The following is a 24,903-nucleotide window of genomic DNA, read 5'->3' as shown; positions in this document are numbered from 1 at the left end:
ATTTCCACAGTATGATCAGTTACTTTATCTCCTTGTATTGCTGGGTTTTTTAAAAAATCAAACATTTTTGTTAACCTTGTATTTAAAGTTTTACACATCCTGCTCGGATGCCTATTTCCTTAACAAGTCCGAGCCGATACGATAAAAATGGCGGAGTGAGTTTTGTAACGGCTCTGAATTGATCCGGCCGTCGCAGTAATGAGTACGAGGTAGGCAAGGCTATGGCTTCTAAATCCAAGGCGCAAAAGCTCGACCATGAGGTTGAACAGGCACTTGAACAGGCGCTCGATATCGAATTCGGCGATGATTTCGATATTGATATGGACCTGAGTGCGATTGATACTGATATCTCGGTCGATGATCTGGAAGAACAGATTTCGCGGGCAACCGAAGAACTGGTTGCAGAACAAAGCACGAAGCTGGTCGATGCCGCGGAAATCTCTCCTGTCGATATTGCCACTGAAGGAACTGCCAAGGCTGAAACAATTGCGACGGTTTCGGTCATTGCAAGCCCTGCCGCACCACCGGTGCCGCCCGTTGTCAATGCTGCCTTAGCATCTGCCTCCCTTGACGCTGCCAATGTTGCATCGAAACCCGCCAAGAAGACAAAGTCCAAGAGCCCTTCTCAGCAAGCTGCGTCTAAATCATCCAATTCGGCTGCTGCATCAGCATCCGGTGTTGTTGCCGCCACGCCTGCCGCAGCCCTTACACCGGCCAATGACGATTCCCGTAACAGCCGATCCATTACCGCTACTCCGCGCCGCGTAACAGAACGCTCTTCCAAGCTGTACTGGACAACAACCGCCATAAGCGTGCTATGGGCCGCCGGTGGTGTTGCAATCAGCAAGGCAATCAGCCCTGATGTTTTCTCAAGCCTTCAGGCAACCACCAATTTCTTTACCTCGCCTGCCGGTATCGGTGTGATGGCAGGTGTGGCACTTCCTGTTGCCATGTTCTGGGGCTTTGCTCATATCGTAAAGCGAGCACAGGAAATGCATGTTGCGGCACGCAGCATGTCGGAAGCAGCCATCAAGCTCTTGCAGCCTGAAGCCGCTGCCAGTGATCGTGTATCGACACTCAGTCAGGCCGTTCGACGCGAAGTTGCTGCGATGAACGAAGGTATTGAACGCACACTTGCACGTGCTGTTGAACTTGAAACTCTCGTTCAGTCAGAGGTCAATCAGCTTGAACGCGCTTACAGTGACAATGAAGTTCGTATTCGTTCGCTCGTCAGCGACCTTGGTAATGAACGCGAAGCAGTTGTCAGCCATGCCGAACGTGTCCGCTCTTCCATCACAGGAGCGCATGAACAGCTCAAGGAAGAATTGTCCAGTGCTGCCAATATTATACGCGATAATGTTGCATCGGCATCTGAACAACTTAGTTCGCTGCTTGGTGATTCCGGTGAACGCCTGATTACCAGCATTAATGAAAGCGGTAGCGCGATTGCCGAGGCAATCGAGACCCGCACCGGTGATATTGCAACACGTATCACCTCGTCGGGTGAAGCTTTTTCGAACGAGCTCGACAGTCGCATTTCTACACTTGACCAGCAGTCGCGTGAGATTTCAGAGCGCGTAAGTTCTGCGCTTGACGAGCGCACTGCCGGTATTGCAACACTGCTTGGTGGTGCAACACAATCGATGATCAGCGAGTTTGATCAGCGTCTTACACAGCTTGACACAACGCTCAATGAACGTGGTCGCGCGTTGCTCACAGAGTTTGAAACCCGTGCTCATGCGCTCGATAGCAGCACGGAAAAGCTCAATGTTGCTCTTGAAACCCGTTCACGCCAGATCAATGAAAACCTCATTGCCAGAACACGGGAAATTGCCGAAACCTTCACCGGTGGCCGCAATGCCTTGAGCACAATGATCGATGAAACCAAGGTCAGGATCAGTGATGATCTGAATTCGATCAGCGAAAGCGTTGGCACAGTTCTCAATGACAAGGCGTCTGCCTTTGCCAGCAAGCTGGCTGAAAGCCGCGATGCTCTGGCAACTTCTCTTGAAGGCGAAACAGAACGTGCTTCGGCTGCTATTCGCAGCCATGCAGATACGCTTGCCGCACGTACTGGCGATATTGAAAATGCGATCAGCAACAGTGCGTCAGCGCTTAATTCGGCTGCCGAACAGCATGCCGCTATTCTTGCCGAGAGAACCAGTGCTCTTCAGGAAGCAATGGCCAATAATGCATCGCGTCTTGATGCAAGTTTTGCGGACCATGCCCGTTCACTAGACGAACGTGCAGCTTCTCTTAACAGCGTAATTGCTGGCAATCAGGCCATGCTCGCTCAATTGATGGATGAACGCACAGCGACACTGCGCGATAGTTTCAATGAAAATCGTGACGTGCTGGCCCGTACCTTTGATGAACGTGTAAACACGCTACAGGCACTTATTGCGGATAATCAGCAGGAGCTTGCACGCGTATTTGAAGAGCGGTCGCATATTATCAGCGAAACGATTGGTGCAAGCCGTGATGCGCTTGAGGCAACTTTCAACAATCATGTGCAGCATGTTGAAGAGCGTACAAGTGGGTTGCGTACAGTATTAAGTGACCATAACAGTGCCCTCGCCCATATTCTTGAAGGACATGAGCAGACCATTGAAGGTCGTACATCTGCAATTCGCGAGACGCTAACCGAAAGCACGGCTTCGCTGAGCCAGACATTACAGGATCATGGTGATATTCTTTCGCAGCGTACGGCCAGTCTGCATGATTCGATTGAAAACAGCAGTGCTACGATCAGCCGTGCCTTTGAAGGTCAGACCGGCATTATCGAAGAGCGCACCCAGACCATGGAAAAGGCTCTCACAATCGGTGTCGATAATGTGCGTCGTGCACTTGAACAGAGCGCAGGTGTAGTCGCAGGTTCATTGCGTGAAAAGATTATGGAATCAGCCGGCATTCTTTCAGCAGAAGCTGCCAAGGCTGGCGAAGCGCTGGAAGGGTTTGGCCAAAGCTTCAGCACCAATCTCAACACCAATCTTGCAGCAACCGAAGAGCGTCTTGGCGAACGTGCGAATGCAATTGCTTCGCGCCTGTCGCAGATTGAAACCAGCATTGCAGATACTGCGGCCAAGACAAGTGAAACGCTTGCTGGATATAGTGAAGCTTTCTCGTCAAGCGTTACAGAAAACCTCTCTGGAACTGAAGCTCGTCTTACAGAACGTGCAGATGCCATTGCAATGCGCCTTGGTGACATTGGTTCGCGCATTACGATGGAACTGGGTTCTGTTGAAGCCCGTATTGCTCAGGTTACAGACACGACGGCCGTCACGCTGGAAGAACGTACCCGTGAACTTAATGCAGTTCTCGCAGCGCGTTCACAGGAAATCACTCAGATTCTCAATGATACTGCCGAGCCGCTCGTGCAGCGTCTGGCGGATAGCGGACGTGGCCTTGCTGAACAGCTCGGAGAAGCAACGCATGCAGCAACAGATCGCCTGCGTGCGGAAAATGCAGCTCTGGTCAATGCTCTGGCAAGCCGAACAGCAGAAACCATTGCTGCCGTTCAACAGGCTAAGGCTGGTCTGTCTGACAATATCAGCGAATTGATTGACCGCCTCGCCGCTTCAAATGGTGAACTTGGCAAACTGATTGATGCCGCTGCAAGCAATCTCACGAATATTGATGGGCGCCTTGTTGAAACAACAAGCAGCTTTGTTGAAAATGCCAATCGTGCGGCGCAGATGTTCCAGGCTTCGACTGGTCTCATTGATAACAATATCGGTACGCTTCGTGCGCTGTCCGATGGTACGCTGTCGCAGATTGCAGATATTGCAGAACGCTTTGAAGAGCATGGCAAGGTACTCGCATCTGCTTCCGACATGATCAGCACCGCGCAGAATGGTCTTGCCGGCACGCTTGAAGATCGTCATCAGGCACTTGATAAGCTGGCTGCAGGTCTGGTTGAAAAGTCTGAAAGTGTAGAGAAGCTGATGCAGTCGTTTGAGGCCGTCGTGACACTGGCTTTCCAGCGTGCAGAGGGTCAGACACGCAATTCGGCTGAAAAGATGCGCGAAAGCGTTGCTGAAATCGTTGAACAGGCTTCGCAGAAGTTCTCTGCGGCAACTGACGATATTCGTCGCACAGCTACAGAAATTCGTGCAGAGCTCGATACAACACGCAGCGAACTCAAGCGCGGCGTTCTTGATATGCCTGCCGAAGCCAAGGAAACGACAAGCGCAATGCGCAAAGCTGTTGGCGAACAGATCAATGCTCTCAAGGAGCTGGCAGAAATCGTCAACAAGTCTGGACGTCTGGTTGATGTTGGTGAAAGTCGCGCAGATCGCCCTGTTTCCCGACCGGTTCAAACCCAGCGTCCTGTCCCTGTCACGGCACCTGCGGCAACGCAACGCCCACAACAGGCTGATGTAGCAGTTCGTGCTCGTTCGATCGAGACTCCAAAAGCGCCTCAGCCAGCGCAGTCGTCTGAAAAGCCACGTGGTTGGGTATCTGATCTTCTGGCACGTGCTTCTCGTGAAGATGAAGAAATTGCACCGACACAAACCCAGTCCACACAGACTTCCCGCTCGCCAAATCATGTGGTTGAATCGCTCAACTCCCTTTCAGTCGATATTACACGTGCGATTGATCATGAGGCATCTGTCGAGTTGTGGGATCGCTATCGCCGCGGTGAGCGCAATGTCTTCACGCGCCGACTTTATACCCTCAAGGGACAGCAGACGTTTGATGACATCAAACGCAAATACCAGACCGATAGCGAGTTCCGCCGCGCTGTTGATCGCTACATGGACGACTTCCAGCGTTTGTTAGAAGACGTTGCACGTAACGACCGTGACAACATGGTTACACAGACTTACCTGACTTCAGATACGGGCAAAGTTTACACCATGCTTGCTCACGCAAGTGGACGTTTGCGCTAAGTAAAATAAGTGCATCAAATTAGAGCGTCGATCTGATTGAATCAGATCGGCGCTCTAAATATTTATTTTAACACGCATCTTTATCCGAAAACCGTTTCACACTTTTCGGGATGCGCTTTAATAAAACGCAGCCTATGGGCTGCGTTTTTTTGCATCAAGTTTTTGGTTGTTAATAAAAAAAGGCAGCTCGTTTTACCGGCTGCCTTTGAAGTGTTTATAGCTATTAGCCAATCAAAGCGAAGAGATCGTCCATCTGACAATCTCACTTGCGACCTGATCAAAAGCCTTATCCAAGGCTCTTACATATTCGTTGTTTGATGTGCCGGAAACAGGTGTTGAAGCGCGGAAAACGCGCGTGGAACGGACTTCACCATTCTTATCATTCATCAGCCTGACGGCAATCTCTACGACTGCTGCGCGCTGTGAACCATAGGTCTGAATGCTGAACACCCGCAGATCACTGAGAATTTGATAGTTGATCGCCAGACCATCGCCAGGACGACCAACACCACCGAATACGCCAGTGTTTTCATATGCCTGCACCAGACGCGACTGAACCAGATTAGGCAGTCTGTCGCCCCATTGTGCACCTTTGAGATATTCGATTGCACCCGGTGCAGTGTTAACAACGATATTCTCACTATCAAGGGCTTTGAGCGCATTTGGCGAAGGCACCAATATCTGCAAGTTCTTGCGGCTTACAGATACGCCATTGGTCTGCTGTGGTGCTGACAGGCTGAATGTATCGAGTGGTGTCGTTGTGCCGCAACCGGCAAGCATGGTCGCGAAAATAAATGGCGCGACCAGTTTATGAGGGAATTTCGTCACGACAGAACCTGCAATGGACATTAATGACGCGTCCTTCCGTTATATTGCGGAACACTTCCGGGACCACCAAAAAGCAAACGCTGTGGATTTCGTTCAAGATCAGTTACGGCTTGCTCTACACGCTGCACTGCGCGGCGGCTATCGCCAATCAGAGCCTGTACATCGTTCAAACCCTGACCTGAAAAACGTTCAAGATTGCTGGCGATTGGCGTGATGCGCTTGTCAAGATTGTTTGACAATTGACGAATGGATTCGAGTGTAGCTTTCGCCTGTGCAACGATCCCGTCCTTATCATCGCTCGAGAGCAATTGATCCGCTTTTTCGATAACATTTTCAACACGGGCGGAAGCGGCATTCAGGCGTGACATCATCTCCTGCGCATCCGAAACAATCTTGTTGATATTACCGGCATTGGAACCAATCTCATCAATGACATCAGCATTTTTTGCCAGCGCGTCTGTGAAGGTCTTGGTGTTGTTGATTGTATCGATCAACGGCCCGCGGGCTTCCTTTGCAAAACTTTCCAGCTCACCAAGAACAGAATTTGCACGTCCAAAAATATCCTGCGCAGTTGCAAGCAGATTGTTTATCGACGAAGGATCAGCATCAATACGCGCGACAGTATCTTCCTTGGCAGCTTCTGTGAGCAGATTTGGCTCTTCAAGAGAGCCGCCATTCAATTCGATATAGGCCTGTCCGGTCAGCCCCTGAAAACCAAGTGTTGCCTTGGTTGAACGGGTGATCGGGGTTGTTGCGTTAACCTGAGTCTGGACAATAACCATGCTTGGATTGGATTCATCAAGATGCAGTCTGCGCACATCACCAACCTTGATGCCGTTAAACAGAACCTGACTACCAATGCTCAGACCGGTCACAGATCCCGGAATGCGCACGTCAAGGCCTACGGAATCCCGCGCTTCGCCATATCGGGCAATCCAGTACACGAAGCCGAAAGCCAGCAGGCTGACGATCAGCGTGAAAACTCCCACCACAACGTAATTGGCCTTCGTTTCCATATCTTATCCAGTCTGCAATCGGCTGTCGGGCCGTCTTCTACTCGGCGCTGAAGTATCTATCTGCCGCGCACGTTTTCCTCGAAAATAGGATTTTACCCATGGATCGTCTACAGTGAGCATGTCTTCAATGGAACCACTCACCAAAACTTTTTTATTCCCCAGAACTGCAATACGGTCGCAAATTGCAAACAGACTGTCGAGGTCATGCGTCACCATAAAAACGGTGAGACCCATTGTGTCGCGCAAATTGGCGATCAGTTCATCAAAATCTGCTGCACCAATCGGATCGAGGCCAGAGGTTGGTTCATCAAGAAACACGATATCGGGATCAAGAGCCAATGCACGGGCAAGGGCTGCACGTTTGATCATGCCCCCCGAAAGTTCTGAGGGAAACTTATCTGCCGCATCCGGGTTAAGCCCCACCAAATCTATTTTCAACCGAGCCAACTCATCCATCAGTTTCGGTGACAGGTCCAGATATTCGCGCATAGGAACCTGAATATTCTCAAGAACGCTAAGCGCAGAAAATAAAGCACCGTGCTGAAAAAGCACCCCCATACGCATATCTATGGCCATTTTATCGACATCACTGAGTTTGTCGATATTATGCCCTAATATCTCGATTTGACCGGCCTGTTTTTTATTCAGACCCAGAATAGTACGGGTCAGTACAGATTTTCCCGATCCGGAAGGTCCGATGAAACCAAGAACCTCACCTTTATAAATATCGAGTGAGAGTTTATCGAGCACAGGTGCACGACCGCCGAAACCAACAGTAACATCCCGTACCGAGATGATCGGTACAGACTGCTCTTTGGTATCAACCCCATGCAATTGTGACTGATTATCTATACTCGTCTCCATCAATATTCTTTATCCGACCTTGCCGTGAGACTGAACCATGAGAAACAGCATTCCTTGGTTTTATCCCTCACTGTGTCTGAAAGACCCCATAAAATTGCGAAAATACAGACTTAAAAGTCAATCGCGGCATAGAATATGGCGAATGCGCCATCAACGACAATAACAACAAAAATCGATTTCACGACAGAAGCTGTCACACGGCTACCCAGTGATTCTGCACTGCCGCCTACTTTCATTCCTTCAACAGAGGCCAGAATACCGATAATCATCGCCATGAAAGGCGCTTTGATCAAACCTGCAAAATAGGTGTTAAGTGCAACAGCATCATGCAAGCGGCTGATAAATGCTTCAGGTGAAATATTTGAATAAAAATAGGTAACAGCGGCTGCGCCAACCAACGCTGACAAATCAGCAATAATTGTAAGAAGAGGTAGAACCACCACCAGAGCGACAAGTCGTGGAAAGACAAGAACCCCCACCGGATTGAGTCCGATGACTGTAAGCGCGTCGGTTTCTTCGCGCATTTTCATAGAGCCAATTTCAGCGGTAATTGCACTGCCCGAACGACCGGAAATCATGATTGCGGTCAGAAGTACGCCCAATTCACGCAGAACCAGGATGCCGACCAGATCTACAACAAAGATTTCCGCGCCAAAATAACGAAGCTGGAACGCGCCCTGCTGTGCAATAATCGCACCAACAATCGTTGACATGAGAATGATGATTGGTAATGCGCCAACCCCCATTTTATCAATCTGTTTTACAATGGCCGGGAATGGAATACCGCTTCCGCGTCCGGCTTTAAGCTGCGCTCCGCGAATGGTTGCACCAAGAATATGCATTCCCATGAGAAAATCTTCAAAGACAGAGGCTGTGCCCCGTCCGATAGAATCCAATATTCTGAGAACAAAGAATGGCTTCTTCGTCGGCACCACATCAAGGGTGCGTTCAACCGAATTTCCAACCTCTTCAACAAGCGGTAGCCATGACGGCTTGACACCCTCAAGATTGACTTCAATGTTCTGTGACAGAAGTCTTTGACGCAGACGTTCAATCAGCCATGCGCCAGCCGTATCAAGCCCTATAACCTCGGCGGCATTGATAATAACAGCCTGCGAACCGCCAATTTTTTCAAGCTCACGCATTTTTTTGTCGACGATGCCAACATTCTGGGAAATCCAGCGTCCACGTAAACGGATCATGCGTGCGCCATCATGCTCGGCCAAATCAATCTTTGGCGCGACATCAGAAGCAGCACTTGCTTTGTCGGCAGCATCCGTCAACATGGATTAACCTCTTATACGAGTCGTTATACGACCGAAATATTACGTCCTAAAGGGCATATCCATGCACAATAGTTTGAAGATCATTCAAGAAAGCTATCCTATAGCCGGAAAATTCACAATCTCCCGCGGCTCGAAGACTGAAGCTTTGGTGATTGTTTGTGAAATTGCCCGCGAGGGTAAAACCGGGCGCGGTGAATGTGTGCCTTATGCGCGTTATGGAGAATCCGTTGAAAGTGTCAGCGAACAGATTGAAGCTGTTCGAAAAGCCATAGAAAACGGTGCAGACCGTCAGGATATCCAAACGATCATGCCGGTAGGCGCTGCGCGAAATGCAGTTGATTGTGCTTTTTGGGATCTGGAGGCAAAGCTGTCAGGCAGAAGTGTTGCCAATATTATTGATGCACCAATTCGCCCTTTGGAAACAGCAATTACAGTCTCTCTGGGTACTGCGGAAGAAATGGCGATTTCCACAGGAAAGGTTGCACATTATCCGTTGATAAAGGTTAAAATGGGGGGCACGAACGATATCGAGCGTATTCATGCCGTTACAAAAGCCGCGCCAGACAGTCGCATCATCATTGATGCCAATGAAGGCTGGACAGATGAAAATATCGTAGAAAACATGGCAGCCGCCGCGCAAGCAGGCGTTGTTCTGATTGAGCAGCCCTTACCTGCGGGCAAAGATGATATCCTCAGCCGCATAGACCGTCCTGTTATCATCTGTGCAGATGAAAGTGTGCATACTTCAACAGGTCTGGAAGACCTCGCTACACGTTATGATGCAGTCAATATCAAACTCGACAAGGCTGGCGGTCTGACTGAGGGGCTTATCATGCGTGAGAAAGCCATTTCGCTGGGTCTGCAAATCATGGTTGGTTGTATGGTTGGTACATCGCTCGGAATGGCTCCTGCTGTTCTTCTGGCGCAAAAAGCCGATATTGTCGATCTGGACGGCCCTTTACTTCTGGCAAAAGACCGTATTCCGGGTCTCAAATATGATGCCGGATTTGTCTACCCACCGGAAGCAGATGTCTGGGGGTGAGCTTCAATGGCTTGAGCCTGTATTGTGACACTGTTCGTTGATGCCAGTACATTCTCGAAAATGTCAGCACAGGCTTTCCATGTGAAAGATTGCAGCACTTCTTCGGGATCAAATTTGGGCATTTCCAATGCTTGCAAAGCTGCTGCCTTAAGGTCTTCCGAAAGAACCCCTGCCCCTGTTGCTCCAATAACGTCTTTGGATCCGGGTACAGGAAAAGCTGCAACTGGCAGGCCTGACGAAATCGCTTCCAATAAAACAAGTCCAAAAGTGTCTGTTCTGCTTGGAAAAACAAAGACATCAGCCGATGCATAGGCTTGCGCCAAAAGCTGACCTTCCTTTTTACCTGCGAATATTACTTCAGGAAAACGGGCTTTCAGATTTTCAAGAGCCGGACCATCACCCACCACAAGCTTGGTGCCTGGTAAATCGAGTTCCAGAAAAGCCGGAAGGTTTTTTTCCGTCGCAACGCGCCCCACACAAATGAAGACTGGTTTTGGAAGTCCGCTTTGCACATCTTTGTGCGCATGAAACAAAGAGCGGTCAACACCGCGTGTCCACAGATCAAGCCCCGTAAAGCCCCGCTCGTGCAAGTCATCGAGAATTGATTGCGTCGGAACCAGAGTGTGCGATGCAGCATTATGAAATTTACGTAAAAAGGCATAGGTCCAGCTAAGCGGAACCGGAAAACGATCCCGGATATATTCCGCAAATCGTGTATGATAGCTTGTTGTAAAACTCCAACCCATTTTCAGGCAGGCTCGTCGAGCCATAATGCCGAGTGGGCCTTCTGTTGCAATATGCACATAATCTGGCTGCAACCGGGCCAGTCTGTTTTGCAGTGCACCGGGCGTTGTCATTGCCAGACGAATTTCAGGATAAGTCGGGCATGGAAAGGAGCGATAATCCAGCGGTGATATAACAATCACCTCATAGCCACGCTCCGTCATCAATTCACAGCACTTCGTGAGTGTCCGTACAACACCGTTGATCTGAGGATGCCAGGCATCAGAGACGATGATCAGTTTCTTCATCTGTCGCCATTTGCTGCTCTTCGAGCCCCACGGGAGAGCCTGACGACTTTGTTACTTTCCTGAGCTACAGGAAGCGATGGACGTTGACCAAGACGGTCTGTCCATTCCAACAACTCCATGCGACCATCAAAATGCTCTACAACTGCTGTACAGCTTTCAACCCAATCGCCGGTATTGATATATTCGACACCATTAATTCTATCAATTGTTGCATGGTGGATATGGCCGCAAATGACACCATCGACACCAATACGGTGGGCCTCTTCTGAAACAACGTCTTCAAACTTGCCAATGAAATTAACCGCTTTTTTGACGCGAAATTTTGCCCAGGCTGAAAAAGACCAATAACGCAATCCAAACATTGCGCGAATACGGCTCATAACCGTATTGATCCATATTGCAGTGTCGTATGCCCAGTCACCAAGATAGGCGATGAAACGTGCATTACGCACAACCACATCGAACTGATCACCGTGAATTACAAGAAACTTACGACCGTCCGCAGTTTCATGAATGGCACGGTTCATGACTTCTATGCCACCAAAATGCGTACCCTGAAAATTTCTCAAAAATTCGTCATGATTGCCGGCGATGTAAATGATTGACGCACCTTTGCGACTTTTGCGCAAAAGTTTCTGAACGACATCATTATGCTCTTGCGGCCAGTGCCAGTTGCGACGAAGGCGCCAGCCATCAACAATATCGCCAACCAGATATATGTTTTCAGCCTCGTGAACACGCAGAAAATCAAGAAGCAATTCGGCCTGTGCGGCTTTGGAACCCAGATGCACATCTGAAATAAACAGACTGCGATAGTTTCTTGGCTCAATCTGCTCTTTGTTCATTCTGAACGTCCTTCCAATCGCAATCCGGGCAATCTGAAACCGGGTATAGAAAACCTGATTCATGTCACAGACAGATGACGGGTATTGTGAATTGAAATTTGCGAAACAAATGAACGATCTGTCCGGTGGACATTTCCGCGCGTCAACCAGAATCCGGTTGATTGTGAGGATCAGCTGGTGGCATGTCTGATATGATAATGGGACGTTTTATCAATTACCTCTGCGATTGCGGAATAACAGCTTCTCAAAAACGTCCCTGTAGTGATTTGATAGTTTGGGATAAGAACGATATTGGCTCACAAGGCGCGAATATCGTTACTGTGCGGTTCACTCAAGCCGCGCGCATGAACCGGAAAGCGATGCTATAATGACAAACAAAAAGCCCACCTCCACTTCTACACGATCAGATTTCGACGAAGCGGCGCTCTTCTACCATCGCTATCCCAAGCCGGGTAAGCTGGAAATTCAAGCTACCAAGCCACTCGGAAATCAGCGCGATCTTGCGCTTGCCTATTCGCCCGGCGTCGCTGCACCCTGCCTTGCAATCCATGAAGACCCGTCTACTGCTGCCGAATATACGGCGCGAGGCAATCTGGTGGCTGTTGTTTCAAATGGCACTGCTGTTCTTGGTCTGGGCAATATCGGTGCGCTTGCTTCCAAGCCGGTGATGGAAGGCAAGGCTGTTCTTTTCAAGAAATTTTCTGACATTGATGTTTTTGATATTGAAATCGAAGCGCATGAAATCAACCATATTGTGAATGTTGTTTCGGCACTTGAACCAACCTTTGGCGGCATTAATCTCGAAGACATCAAGGCACCGGAGTGTTTTGAAGTTGAGGAGCAACTGCGTGCAAAAATGAATATTCCGGTCTTTCATGATGATCAGCATGGAACCGCAATTATCGTCGCAGCTGCTGTTCTGAATGGTTTGGAACTGGCAGGCAAAGACATCACAAATGCAAAAATCGTAACATCGGGTGCCGGCGCTGCAGCACTGGCCTGCCTTAATCTGCTGGTCAAGCTCGGTGCAAAACGTGAGAATATCTGGGTCTGCGATCTGGAAGGTGTTGTCTATGAAGGCCGTACGGCTCTGATGGATCGCTGGAAGGATGTTTACGCACAAAAGACCGATGCGCGTGTGCTGGCCGATGTAATTGGCGGCGCCGATGTCTTCCTTGGCCTGTCGGCTGCCGGCGTTCTCAAGCCTGAACTGCTCAAGCAGATGGCTGAAAACCCACTCATCATGGCGCTCGCAAATCCTAACCCTGAAATCATGCCGGAAGCTGCACGCGAAGCCCGTAGTGATGCAATGATATGCACCGGGCGTTCTGATTATCCGAACCAGGTGAATAATGTCCTGTGCTTCCCTTATATTTTCCGTGGTGCGCTTGATGTTGGTGCAACCGCAATCAATGAAGAAATGAAACTTGCTGCGGTGCGTGCTATCGCAGCGCTGGCGCGTGAAGAGCCTTCAGACGTGGCCGCGCGCGCCTATTCCGGCGACACGCCAACATTTGGACCCAACTATATTATTCCATCTCCTTTTGATCAGCGACTGATCTTGCGTATTGCACCAGCAGTTGCAAAGGCTGCCATGGATAGTGGTGTTGCCACCCGCCCTATCGAGGACTGGGAAGCCTATACAGATCGCCTGACACGCTTTGTTTTCCGCTCCGGCCTGATCATGAAGCCTGTTTTCGCTGCCGCCCGTGCGCAAAGCAAGCCAATGCGGGTGATCTATGCCGATGGTGAAGATGAGCGTGTGTTGCGTGCAGCGCAGGTGGTGATTGAAGAAGGCATTGCATCACCAATTCTGGTTGGCCGACCGCATGTTATTGAAACACGCCTGAACCGCTATGGTCTGAAGATAAAAGCAGGCAAGGATTTCGATCTTATCAACCCAGAAGATGATCCTCGCTATCGCGATTATGTTGATCTTTACCTGTCTTATACCGGTCGTCAGGGGGTAACACCGGAAGCCGCCCGCACGATTGTTCGCACCAACTCGACTGCAATTGCAGCGCTTGCAGTGATGCGCGACGAAGCGGATGCCATGATCTGCGGACTGGAAGGACGTTTTGAACGCCATACGCGGGTAGTCAAACAGATTATTGGCAAGCTGCCGGGTATCCGTGACTATTCGGCACTGAGCCTGCTCATCTCTCAACGCGGTGCACTGTTTCTGACCGATACCTATGTCAGTGTTGAACCGGAAGCGGAAGAAGTTGCGGAGATGGCCATTCTGGCAGCTAAAGAAATTCGCCGTTTTGGTATCGAGCCAAAGGCAGCTCTTGTTTCTCATTCAAACTTCGGTTCAAAAGAATCCCTGAGTGCTGAGAAAATGCGTCGTGCTGCGGCAATTCTTGCTGAAAAGGCACCTGAGCTGGAATCGGATGGCGAGATGCATGGCGACTCAGCGCTTTCTCAAGCACTGCGTGATCGCGTTTTCCCGAATTCGCGTCTCAAGGGCGAAGCCAATCTACTGGTCTTCCCTAATCTCGATGCCGCAAATATCACGCTTAATGTGGTAAAAACCGTGACCGATGCCTTGCATGTTGGTCCGATCCTGCTTGGTGCAGCTCGTCCCGCACATATTCTGACACCATCGGTAACATCACGCGGTGTTGTTAACATGACTGCCATTGCAGCTGTTGAAGCATTGCAAAAAACTGGAGATACCTCTCAGAGGTAAGTAAGCATTATATAATGCATAAATAACAAAAACGCCGGGAATTACAATAAATCCTGGCGTTTACGTTTAATTAACTGTAATGTATAAAAAATAATTCATACGAACAACGGGATGGGCTTGTTCTATGATGAATATTTGTAATAAGTCATTAAATTTACATGCATTAATATTCACAGTTGCTACAATTACCCTGCTAAGTGGTTGTACAACAACACAACCTCCTGAACTGTGCAGCAGCCAGGAGATTTTGCGACTGAACAAACAAATCGCTCCAATTAAAACGAGATTGGAGAGAAACCAAACCCGGCTTTCAAAGGTTCAGGCGGATATTACCAAAGAAAGCTGTACTGGCAGCCTGTTTAAATCTGCCGTTCAATCCCCAAAGTGTGAGCGCCTTAAAGACCGCGAAAAATCACTGACGTCTGAAAGCAAGCTACTCAAAGAGCGGCTAAATGAATTAAATGCAGCGATTGCAGGCAGGGCACATGCCTCTCAACATGTTAAGTCATGTACAGCCAGCTGGCTCCCTGTTCGAAAAGCGAAAAAAGCTCCTCCAAAACCCGCACCGGTAAAAGCAAAAGCCAAGAAAATAGCTTCTATAGATAAACCTGCAGAAGCATCAGGATTACCGGTTGAGGATTATGTGGTGCCTGCCTATTCGTCATCGCAACCAACACAGCCTGAAGCAGTTGGCTACACAGCAACACCGCAATCATTATCACAGCCCCCCAAGCACGTAGCGCCGGTTACAACGGCGCCACCTGTAGAACGGGTTTATTCCGGCAATACGGCTGTCAGAGTAATCGGTTCTTCGTTCTTTCCGGACCAATTAAAGCCAGCAGATCCGCAAGTTCCGGCCCATGAGCCTGCCCCGTAAGTGCAAGACGCAGGGGCATGAACAATGTCTTGCCCTTGCGTCCAGTTGCGGCTTTCACAGCATCGGTCCATATTTTCCAGGTCTGTCTGTCCCATGGGGCCGCGGGAAGCAGAGCGACAGTTTCCTGCACAAATACCTGATCTTCTTCGGATAATTCAGGCTTTTTGGGTAGATCACCACTTATGATCTGCCACCAGTGGGCTACATCGTTGAAGCGCTCAAGATTGCCACGAACAGTCGCCCAGAAAGCTTCTGCCTGATCACCTGAAATGCCGATTGTTTCGAGGCGTTCTTTCGCTTTTTCGAAAGGCATTTCATGCAACAAAGCGCGGTTAAGCGTATCAAGTTCCGCTGGATCAAACTTCGCCGATGATTTGGAAATAGCAGCCAGATCAAAGCGTTCTGCCAGTGCATCCATATCTACCGCTGCTGAAACGGACTCGGACGTCCCGATCAGAATGGCCAGTGAGGCAACAGACATCGGTTCATAACCGCTTTCACGCAAAGACCCGACAGACAAGGCACCGGAGCGTTTGGAAAGCCCCTCGCCTGAAACCGTGGTCAAAAGATTATGATGGCCAAAAACCGGCGGCTCGGCACCAAGCGCCCGGAAAATTGCAATCTGTACACCTGAATTGGTGACATGATCGTCACCACGGATAATATGTGTGATGCCCAGATCAATATCATCGACAACTGATGGCAGTGTATAGAGATAGGTGCCGTCTTCACGCATCAAAACCGGATCGGACATAGAAGCCAGATCAACCGTCTGTGGACCGCGTACGAGATCATCCCAGTGCACTTCGGTGCGGGTTGTTGTGAAAGGATCACTTGCAAAATTTGGCAAAAGAAAACGCCAATGGGGCTTGCGGCCTTCGGCTTCAAAGGCTTCCTTTTCTGCATCAGTCAGTTTTAGTGCTTCTCGTCCATAAACCGGAGGCAGACGACGTGCGAGGCGCAGCTTGCGGCGGCGTTCGAGTTCATCAGCGGTTTCGTAGCATGGATAAAGAAGTCCAGCCTGTTTCAGCTTTTCGACGGCCTTCGCATAAATATCAAAACGCTTTGACTGATATTCAATACGGTCAGGCACCACGCCAAGCCATTCAAGATCAACAGCAATTGCCTGCGCATATTCCTGTTTCGAGCGTTCAACATCGGTATCGTCGTAACGCAGGATGAATTTGCCGCCATTCTTCTTGGCATAAAGCCAGTTTGAAAGTGCTGTGCGTGTATTGCCAATATGAATATAGCCCGTGGGTGACGGTGCAAAACGAACTGTTACAGTCATGATTTAATCTTTCAGCGGTCGCGGAAGCGGTTCGTTATCGGATAACGACGATCGCGTCCGAAATTCTTCTTGGTAATTTTGACACCCGGCGCCGATTGACGGCGCTTGTATTCGGCAAGATTAAGCAGATGTTCGATGCGTTGCACAGTTTCGAGAGAATGGCCGCGAGCGATGATCTCGGCATTGCTCATCTCGTTTTCAACAAGGCATTCGAGAATATCATCGAGCACCGGATAAGGCGGCAGACTGTCCTGATCCGTCTGGTTTTCACGCAATTCTGCTGATGGCGCCTTTGAAATAATATTGTGCGGGATCACCTCGCCCGCAGGACCAAGGCTCCCAACCGGAACATTGCTGTTGCGCCATTCGGACAGCGCATAGACCTGCATTTTATAAACGTCCTTGATGGGGTTAAAACCCCCATTCATATCGCCATAAAGCGTCGCATAGCCCACCGACATTTCCGATTTGTTGCCGGTGGTTATAACCATCGAACCAAACTTGTTGGAAATAGCCATAAGAATGGTGCCACGTGCGCGGCTTTGCAGGTTTTCCTCGGTGACACCGCTTTCAGTGCCTTCAAACAGTGGTTTGAGCGCAGACAAAAAGCCTTCAACCGGCTCTTTAATCGGCACAATATCGTAACGTACGCCAAGCGCCTTCGCACAATCAGCGGCATCTTTGAGGGACTCATCCGAGGTATAATGATATGGCAGCATCACGCAGCGGACACGATCCTTGCCCAATGCATCGACAGCTAATGCGGTACAGATTGCCGAGTCGATACCACCCGACAGTCCGAGTACGACATCCTTGAAGCCATTTTTGTTTACATAATCACGCAAGCCCAGCATGCAAGCTGTGTAATCAGCTTCCAGACCTTCTGGCAGTCTTGCCTTTTCAGCATCCTCACAGCGCCAGCCATCAGCGTCCCGTGTCCAGCTTGTCAGCGTGATTGCTTCTGCAAATTGTGACATTTGCAGACAAAGATTCTTATCGGCATTAATCACAAAAGACCCGCCATCAAAGACCAGTTCGTCCTGACCACCGACCTGATTGGCATAAAGCATTGGCAGTTCGGTTTCGATAACCTGTTTCAGTACAATCTGATAGCGGCGCTCCATCTTGGCACGGTGATAAGGCGAACCATTGGGCACGAGCAGCAGTTCAGCACCGCTTTCGGCCAGCGTTTCCGCCACGCCCAAATCCCCCCATATGTCTTCGCAAATCGGAATACCGATGCGTATACCGCGGAAATTGACAGGACCCGGCATTGGACCTGGCTGGAAAACACGCTTTTCGTCAAACTCTCCATAATTGGGTAGATCAACTTTGAAACGTTCGGCAATGATTTCGCCATTATCCAGAACAGCAACCGAGTTGTGCAGGCCAGTCTCACGGAGTAAAGGCGTCCCAATAATAACACCCGGGCCACCATCTGCTGTATCTTTTGCAAGTTTACGAACTGCCTTTTCACAAGCTGCCACAAAAGCAGTCCTGAGAACCAGATCTTCCGGTGGGTACCCAGCAATGAACAGTTCGGTCAACATTACAAGATCGGCATTCAGTCGGGCCGCTTCTGCGCGGGCTGCACGCGCCTTGGCCAAATTTCCGGCAATGTCGCCCATAACAGGATTAAGCTGTGCAACGGCAATACGAAGCATATCGGGATTCTCGCTCATGCTGATCATGCTCAAGCTTTAACGCGCTTGTGCAATTAATTGCAACGGATGGAGTTAAAGAACCGCAGTTCTTTGTCAATTCATATAGGTTGTAAAGAGAATATAGCCCCATGTTGCAGCTACAAAAATAACAGTGATCAGTACCGCGAGTGAGCCGCAGTCCTTGGCGAGCTGAATTTCCTTATGAAAATCACGCGACACTGCATCGCATGTGGCTTCAATACCGGTATTGAGCACTTCAACCAGAATAAGAAGCAGGATCGATCCTGTCATCAGCAAAAATGCAAGCCAGCTTGGAGCAATAAAAAATGCAACTGGTAAGGACAGCACAAACAGGATCAGTTCCTGCTGAATAGCCTTTTCGTGTTTCGCCAAATAGCGCAGAGCACGCATTGAATTGAGAAACGCTAGAAAAATTCTCTTCATTGACGCCCCCGGATAAGTTCCATGAAAAATCAATATGTGAATACAGCCGAAACACAACAGGGCGAAGGATAAATCCTCCGCCCTGTGTTGAATTGAACTGATTTTGACCGGGTCAGGCGCTAGCGGCCTGCTTTTCCGATCCGGCATCACGTTCTTTCTTGAGAAGCTCTGCGAGAAGAAAAGCCAACTCAAGTGCCTGATCAGCGTTCAGACGCGGATCGCAATGCGTGTGGTAACGATCATGCAGGTCTTCTGCCGAAATAGCACGGGCGCCGCCAGTGCATTCGGTGACATTCTTGCCGGTCATTTCGACATGAATACCGCCTGGATGTGAGCCCTCAGCGCGATGGATTGCGAAGAAGCTCTCCACCTCCTTGAGAATCCGATCGAACGGACGGGTTTTGTAACCGCCGGCAGTGATCGTATTGCCATGCATCGGATCGCAAGACCAGACAACCTTGCGGCCTTCCCGTTCAACCGCACGGATCAGCTGTGGCAGATGATCACCAACCTTATCATAGCCGAAACGAGCAATCAGCGTAAGACGTCCTGCTTCGTTTTCAGGATTGAGAAGATCGATCAGACGAATAAGATCATCGGGTTGCAGCGATGGGCCACATTTCAGACCAAGCGGGTTCTTGATACCACGGCAATATTCGATATGCGCATGATCAGCCTGACGGGTGCGGTCACCAATCCAGATCATATGACCTGAAGTGCCGTACCAGTCGCCAGAGGTCGAATCGACACGCGTCAGAGCTTCTTCATAGCCAAGCAGCAGCGCTTCATGGCTGGTGTAGAAATCAGTTTCACGCAGCGAATGATTGCTATCGGACGTGATGCCGATGGCCCGCATGAAGTTCATCGTTTCTGAAATACGCTGGGCAAGAGCTGTGTAACGCTCTGCCTGCGGGCTTTTGCCAACAAAGCCAAGCATCCACTGATGCACGTTTTCAAGATTGGCGTAGCCGCCTTGCGCAAATGCACGCAGCAGGTTCAGCGTTGCGGCAGACTGACGATAAGCCATGTCCTGTCGCTGAGGATCAGGAATACGCGAATTTTCATCGAAATCGATACCGTTGATGATATCGCCACGATATGAAGGCAGCTCAATGCCATTGAGCGTTTCCATATCCGAAGAACGTGGCTTTGCAAACTGACCGGCAATGCGGCCAACCTTGACAACCGGCTTGGACGCACCAAAAGTCAGCACAACGGCCATCTGCAAAAAGACACGGAAAAAGTCGCGAATATTATCCGCGCCATGTTCCGCAAAGCTTTCCGCACAATCGCCACCCTGAAGCAAAAACGCCTTACCTTCGGCAACGTCGGCAAGCTGGTTCTTCAGCTTGCGTGCTTCACCTGCAAAAACGAGCGGTGGATAGGTACGAAGGCGAGCCTCAACATCGCTCAAAGCCTGTGCGTCTGGATAAAACGGCACTTGCTTGATCGGTTTGTCTCTCCAGGAATTCGGGGTCCAGTTCTTCGTCATTTCACACCTGTTCAATTATCCGCGCGATTTCTCTCGGATTTGTTCCTCCTTAACACGAAAGCCGGAATCCGTTTCTATCGGACAATTCAATGTCCAGACACGGAAACCGGCACACGTGACCGCGTTGATATAATGCAGTCGCTTGCTTTATACCAGCAAGAATCGTTAACAGGATGCGCGTGCGACGAAAGATTAGTTTTCTATTCTTTCTCCGTTCACAACCCGGTAGGTTGGCTTGTACATGGTCACAAGCTCTTCAGAGGCTGTTGGGTGCACTGCCATTGTACGATCAAAGTCATCCTTGGTTGCACCCGCTTTCAAAGAAATGCCAATCAACTGCGCCATTTCGCCCGCATCAGGTCCCATTATATGCACACCAACAACCTTGCGGCTCTTTGCATCCACAATGATTTTCATCAGCATTTTTTCATTGCGACCTGACAAAGTATTTTTCATAGGGCGGAAAAGCGCCTGGTAGACTTCCAGTTCAGAATATTTTTTTGCGGCCTCCTCTTCCGGCAAGCCGACTGTGCCAATTTCAGGCTGCGAGAAAACGGCCGTGGCGATCAGATCATGATCAGGTCTGGTCGGATTATTCTTAAAAGCTGTTTCAAGGAAGCACATGGCTTCATGAATCGCTACAGGCGTTAACTGAACACGGTTGATGACATCACCCACTGCCCAGATATTGGAAACGCTGGTACGAGAATAATCATCGACTTCGATTTCCCCCTGAGCTCCAGTCTTAACGCCAGCTTTTTCGAGACCAAGACCTCTGCTGTTAGGCTTACGGCCAATTGCCATCATCACCTGACCGGCATTGAGCGTTTGACCATTATTGAGTGAAACATTCAGCGTTCCATCAGCCTGCTTCTCGATCTTTTCAAAAACTGCACCGCAAATGATACGAATACCTTTAGCAGCCATCGTTTCATGCAACAGGTGACGCAAATCCTTATCAAAACGCGAGAGGATTTCCTTGCCGCGATACACAATAGTGGTTTCCACACCAAGACCGTGAAAAATATTAGCAAATTCGACTGCTATATAGCCTCCGCCAGCAATCACTATGGCTTTCGGCAATTCCTCCAGATGAAAAGCTTCATTGGAGCTGATGCAATATTCTGCTCCCGGCAGATTGTCATCCACACTCGGATGACCACCTGTTGCAATCAAAATCTGATCCGCAGTTACACGACGACCATCTGCTTTGAGTTCGATTGTATGGGCGTCTATCAATTCTGCCCGGCTTTCGAATATCTCAACTTTCACATTTTCCAGCCCTTTACGATAAAGACCTTCAAGGCGATCAATTTCCTTATCCTTGGCTTCAAGCAGCTTTTTCCAGTTAAAACTGCTTTTGCCGACATCCCAGCCATAACCGGCAGCATCTTCAAAATGTTCAGGAAACTGTGATGCATATACAAATAGTTTTTTAGGAACGCAGCCACGGATAACGCAGGTGCCCCCCATGCGGTATTCTTCAGCCAGACCAACCTTTTTGCCCATGGCGCCAGCAAGACGCCCTGCCCTTACACCACCGGACCCACCGCCGATAACAAAAAGATCATAATCATAACCGGCCATGGGACTCTCCATTCAAAACTAAGCGTGACACTTATGTAAGCAAAAGAAAAAGCCCGGTACAACCGGGCCTTCTCACATAATCGAGCACGACAAGTCGCCTCAAATTATAGGATTAGCCGTTAACAGCATCCTTCAGGCCTTTGCCAGCCGAGAACTTCGGCACGTTACGGGCAGGAATGGCAACTTCCTTGCCAGTCGAAGGGTTGCGGCCTGTCGAGGCTGCACGATGCGATACGGAGAAAACGCCAAATCCTGGCAGGCGTACTTCTTCGCCAGACTTGAGGGCACCAGTGACAGCTGCGAGTACAGCGTCAACAGCAGTTCCTGCATCGGTCTTAGTCAAACCGCCCTTTTCCGCTACTGCGGCGACCAATTCGTTCTTGTTCATAGGCATTTCCTTTCTTTATCTACCGGAACGAATAAAGCGACCGGATTGCGTGCAGTTTATTCAAATCGGTTCACAAACCAAGCCTGTCAATAAGAAAAAACCCCGGAAAGCCGGGGTTAAACACAGAAATGCCGGGCAATTAGCCCGGCATTCTTAACATATTAGGAACAAGTGACCATCAATGGGCCGTCGAGACACCTGCTTCATCATCTACTTTAGCAGATGAAATTGGTGTTTCAGGCTCCACCCACTCAATTGGCTGCGGCTCACGAACCAGTGCATGTTTGAGAACTTCACCGACTCTCGACACCGGAACGATTTCGAGATTGTTCTTCACATTATCTGGAATATCCGCCAGATCCTTGGCGTTTTCTTCCGGGATCAGAACCTTCTTGATACCGCCGCGCAACGCAGCAAGCAGCTTTTCCTTCAATCCACCGATAGGCAGCACACGGCCACGCAGCGTCACTTCACCCGTCATTGCAATGTCCTTGCGGACCGGAATACCGGTCAGAACAGAGACAATAGCCGTAACCATAGCGATACCAGCCGATGGACCATCCTTAGGTGTCGCACCTTCCGGTACGTGAACGTGGATATCACGCTTGTCAAACAACGGAGGCTCAATGCCGAAATCAACCGCACGCGAGCGAACATAGGATGCCGCCGCTGAAATAGATTCCTTCATCACATCACGAAGATTACCCGTGACAGTCATGCGGCCTTTACCGGGCATCATGACGCCTTCGATGGTCAGCAATTCGCCGCCAACTTCAGTCCATGCCAGACCTGTGACAACACCAACCTGGTCTTCTCCTTCAGCCTGACCATAACGGAAGCGCTCAACACCGAGATAATCGGAAAGATTCTTGTCGGTAATCTTCACCGACTTCTTCTTCGTCTTCAGAATCTCGGTCACAGCCTTACGAGCCAATGTCATCATCTCACGCTCAAGACTGCGAACACCGGCTTCACGCGTGTAAAGACGGATTACATTACGCAGCGCGTCGTCTGTGACAAAAAACTCTTTCGGCTGCAAAGCATGGTCCTTGATCGCCTTCGGCAACAAATGCCGCTTGGCAATCTCGAGCTTTTCATCCTCAGTGTAACCGGCAATACGGATGACTTCCATACGATCCAGAAGCGGACCGGGAATATTCAGCGTATTGGCAGTCGTCACGAACATGACGTTCGACAGATCATATTCAACCTCAAGATAGTGATCCATAAAGGTCGAGTTCTGTTCTGGATCCAGCACCTCAAGCATTGCCGATGACGGATCGCCACGGAAATCCTGCCCCATCTTGTCGATCTCATCGAGCAGGAAGAGTGGGTTGGATTTCTTTGCTTTCTTCATCGACTGGATGACCTTGCCGGGCATCGAACCGATATAGGTGCGGCGATGACCGCGGATTTCAGCCTCATCCCGTACGCCACCAAGCGACATACGGACATATTCGCGTCCTGTAGCCTTGGCAATTGAGCGAGCGAGCGACGTCTTGCCAACGCCGGGAGGTCCAACGAGGCAGAGGATCGGGCCTTTGATCTTCGTCGAGCGAGCCTGCACTGCGAGATATTCGACAATGCGCTCCTTGACCTTATCGAGGCCGAAATGCTCGTCATCCAGCACCCCTTCGGCAAAGTTGAGATCCTGCTTGATCTTCGACTTCTTGCCCCATGGGAGGGACAACAGCCAGTCGAGATAATTGCGTACCACAGTCGCTTCCGCCGACATCGGGCTCATGCTGCGCAGTTTCTTCAGCTCAGCCTGTGCCTTTTCCCGTGCTTCCTTGGAAAGCTTGGTCTTGTTGATGCGTTCTTCGAGTTCAGCCGCTTCGTCGCGGCCATCCTCGCCGTCACCAAGCTCCTTCTGGATCGCCTTCATCTGCTCGTTGAGGTAATATTCGCGCTGGGTCTTTTCCATCTGGCGCTTGACGCGGCCACGGATGCGCTTCTCAACCTGCAGAACAGAAATCTCGGATTCCATGAAAGCAAGCGCCTTCTCAAGGCGCTCACGCACCGAAAGAATCGACAGCATTTCCTGTTTTTCAGGAATCTTGATCGCCAGATGCGATGCAACCGTATCAGCAAGCTTGGAATAATCCTCGATCTGGCTGGCTGCGCCAACCACTTCCGGCGAAATCTTCTTGTTCAGCTTGACGTAGTTTTCGAAGTCCGAAACCACTGAACGGGCCAGAGCCTCAACTTCAACGGCATCCTCTTCTGGCTCAGCTAAAGCGGCTGCATACGCTTCGTGATAATCCTCACGATCGGTAAATTTGGAAACCTTTGCTCGCGCGGTACCTTCGACAAGAACCTTGACGGTTCCGTCCGGGAGCTTCAGAAGCTGCAATACGTTTGCGATCGTACCAATTTCATAGATTGCATCCGGTGCCGGATCGTCATCAGCCGCATTCTTCTGCGTTGCGAGCAAAATCTGTTTGTCGACGCCCATCACTTCTTCAAGCGCTTTTATCGACTTTTCACGTCCAACAAACAGCGGAACAATCATATGGGGGAAGACTACGATATCGCGCAACGGCAGAACGGCGTACAGCCCGTTATCGCCACCCACTTCCGTCTTCTGTTCAATATCCGTCATGTCAGTCCTTTCTCAGGCCGTTCGACCCGATTGCCAAAGGTTGCGTCCCCTTTCACAGCGAG

At 49.9% G+C, this 24,903-nt stretch carries 17 protein-coding genes; 4 read left to right on the top strand and 13 right to left on the bottom strand.

Annotated features, from left to right (window positions below):
- Positions 1 to 221 precede the first annotated feature (221 nt).
- Positions 222 to 4,892 (top strand): apolipoprotein A-IV repeat region-like domain-containing protein, encoded by a 4,671-nt coding sequence (locus tag FHY56_RS07685; RefSeq protein ID WP_140904587.1) that lies wholly within the window; start codon positions 222 to 224, stop codon positions 4,890 to 4,892.
- 231 nt (positions 4,893 to 5,123) lie between these two features.
- On the opposite strand, the gene FHY56_RS07680 is transcribed toward FHY56_RS07685, so the two are convergent.
- The 4 genes from FHY56_RS07680 to FHY56_RS07665 form a co-directional block, all read right to left on the bottom strand.
- The gene (locus tag FHY56_RS07680) at positions 5,124 to 5,672 is read right to left on the bottom strand and encodes an ABC-type transport auxiliary lipoprotein family protein (protein WP_235889450.1); all 549 of its coding nucleotides are present in this window, start codon (positions 5,670 to 5,672) and stop codon (positions 5,124 to 5,126) included.
- Positions 5,673 to 5,740: 68 nt separating this feature from the next.
- Complete coding sequence (locus FHY56_RS07675; RefSeq protein WP_140904585.1) at positions 5,741 to 6,736, bottom strand: MlaD family protein; 996 nt, start codon at positions 6,734 to 6,736, stop codon at positions 5,741 to 5,743.
- Positions 6,737 to 6,739: 3 nt separating this feature from the next.
- Entirely contained in the window at positions 6,740 to 7,600 is an 861-nt protein-coding gene (locus FHY56_RS07670) for an ABC transporter ATP-binding protein (RefSeq protein WP_140904584.1), read from the bottom strand.
- Between the two features lie 110 nt (positions 7,601 to 7,710).
- A complete protein-coding gene (locus tag FHY56_RS07665; protein WP_140904583.1) occupies positions 7,711 to 8,886 on the bottom strand; it encodes an ABC transporter permease in 1,176 nt (391 codons plus the stop codon).
- A gap of 61 nt (positions 8,887 to 8,947) precedes the next feature.
- Between FHY56_RS07665 and dgcA the strand changes: the two genes are divergently transcribed.
- Entirely contained in the window at positions 8,948 to 9,928 is a 981-nt protein-coding gene (gene dgcA, locus FHY56_RS07660; protein ID WP_140904582.1) for an N-acetyl-D-Glu racemase DgcA, read from the top strand.
- Here dgcA and FHY56_RS07655 read toward each other — a convergent pair.
- Together FHY56_RS07655 and FHY56_RS07650 are read right to left on the bottom strand one after the other, a co-directional pair.
- Complete coding sequence (locus FHY56_RS07655; protein ID WP_140904581.1) at positions 9,898 to 10,959, bottom strand: glycosyltransferase family 4 protein; 1,062 nt, start codon at positions 10,957 to 10,959, stop codon at positions 9,898 to 9,900. The genes dgcA and FHY56_RS07655 overlap by 31 nt on opposite strands.
- Entirely contained in the window at positions 10,956 to 11,804 is an 849-nt protein-coding gene (locus FHY56_RS07650; protein ID WP_140904580.1) for a UDP-2,3-diacylglucosamine diphosphatase, read from the bottom strand. Before FHY56_RS07650 ends, FHY56_RS07655 begins: the two co-directional genes overlap by 4 nt.
- Before the next feature lie 367 nt (positions 11,805 to 12,171).
- On the opposite strand from FHY56_RS07650, the gene FHY56_RS07645 reads away from it, so the two are divergent.
- Positions 12,172 to 14,496 (top strand): NADP-dependent malic enzyme, encoded by a 2,325-nt coding sequence (locus tag FHY56_RS07645; RefSeq protein WP_140904579.1) that lies wholly within the window; start codon positions 12,172 to 12,174, stop codon positions 14,494 to 14,496.
- Between the two features lie 124 nt (positions 14,497 to 14,620).
- Entirely contained in the window at positions 14,621 to 15,373 is a 753-nt protein-coding gene (locus tag FHY56_RS07640; protein WP_235889447.1) for a hypothetical protein, read from the top strand.
- On the opposite strand, the gene gltX is transcribed toward FHY56_RS07640, so the two are convergent.
- The 7 genes from gltX to lon all read right to left on the bottom strand — a co-directional run bounded on the left by gltX (position 15,291) and on the right by lon (position 24,841).
- The gene (gltX, locus tag FHY56_RS07635) at positions 15,291 to 16,664 is read right to left on the bottom strand and encodes a glutamate--tRNA ligase (protein WP_140904578.1); all 1,374 of its coding nucleotides are present in this window, start codon (positions 16,662 to 16,664) and stop codon (positions 15,291 to 15,293) included. The genes FHY56_RS07640 and gltX overlap by 83 nt on opposite strands.
- 11 nt (positions 16,665 to 16,675) lie before the next feature.
- Positions 16,676 to 18,328, bottom strand: coding sequence for an NAD+ synthase (locus tag FHY56_RS07630; protein WP_140904710.1), 1,653 nt, complete (start codon positions 18,326 to 18,328; stop codon positions 16,676 to 16,678).
- 93 nt (positions 18,329 to 18,421) lie between these two features.
- Positions 18,422 to 18,772 carry a diacylglycerol kinase gene (locus FHY56_RS07625; protein ID WP_140904577.1) on the bottom strand — a complete coding sequence of 117 codons (351 nt, stop codon included), beginning with the start codon at positions 18,770 to 18,772 and terminating at the stop codon, positions 18,422 to 18,424.
- 112 nt (positions 18,773 to 18,884) lie between these two features.
- Entirely contained in the window at positions 18,885 to 20,264 is a 1,380-nt protein-coding gene (locus FHY56_RS07620; protein ID WP_140904576.1) for a class II 3-deoxy-7-phosphoheptulonate synthase, read from the bottom strand.
- Between the two features lie 192 nt (positions 20,265 to 20,456).
- Positions 20,457 to 21,851 (bottom strand): glutathione-disulfide reductase, encoded by a 1,395-nt coding sequence (gene gor, locus FHY56_RS07615; RefSeq protein ID WP_140904575.1) that lies wholly within the window; start codon positions 21,849 to 21,851, stop codon positions 20,457 to 20,459.
- A 112-nt stretch (positions 21,852 to 21,963) separates the two neighbouring features.
- Positions 21,964 to 22,239 (bottom strand): HU family DNA-binding protein, encoded by a 276-nt coding sequence (locus FHY56_RS07610; protein WP_140904574.1) that lies wholly within the window; start codon positions 22,237 to 22,239, stop codon positions 21,964 to 21,966.
- A gap of 178 nt (positions 22,240 to 22,417) precedes the next feature.
- Entirely contained in the window at positions 22,418 to 24,841 is a 2,424-nt protein-coding gene (gene lon, locus FHY56_RS07605) for an endopeptidase La (protein ID WP_140904573.1), read from the bottom strand.
- Positions 24,842 to 24,903 lie beyond the last annotated feature (62 nt).

Source organism: Brucella gallinifaecis, from assembly GCF_006476605.1.
In the GTDB taxonomy this organism is placed as follows: domain Bacteria; phylum Pseudomonadota; class Alphaproteobacteria; order Rhizobiales; family Rhizobiaceae; genus Brucella; species Brucella gallinifaecis.
This window is presented reverse-complemented; position numbering and strand designations above follow the sequence as displayed.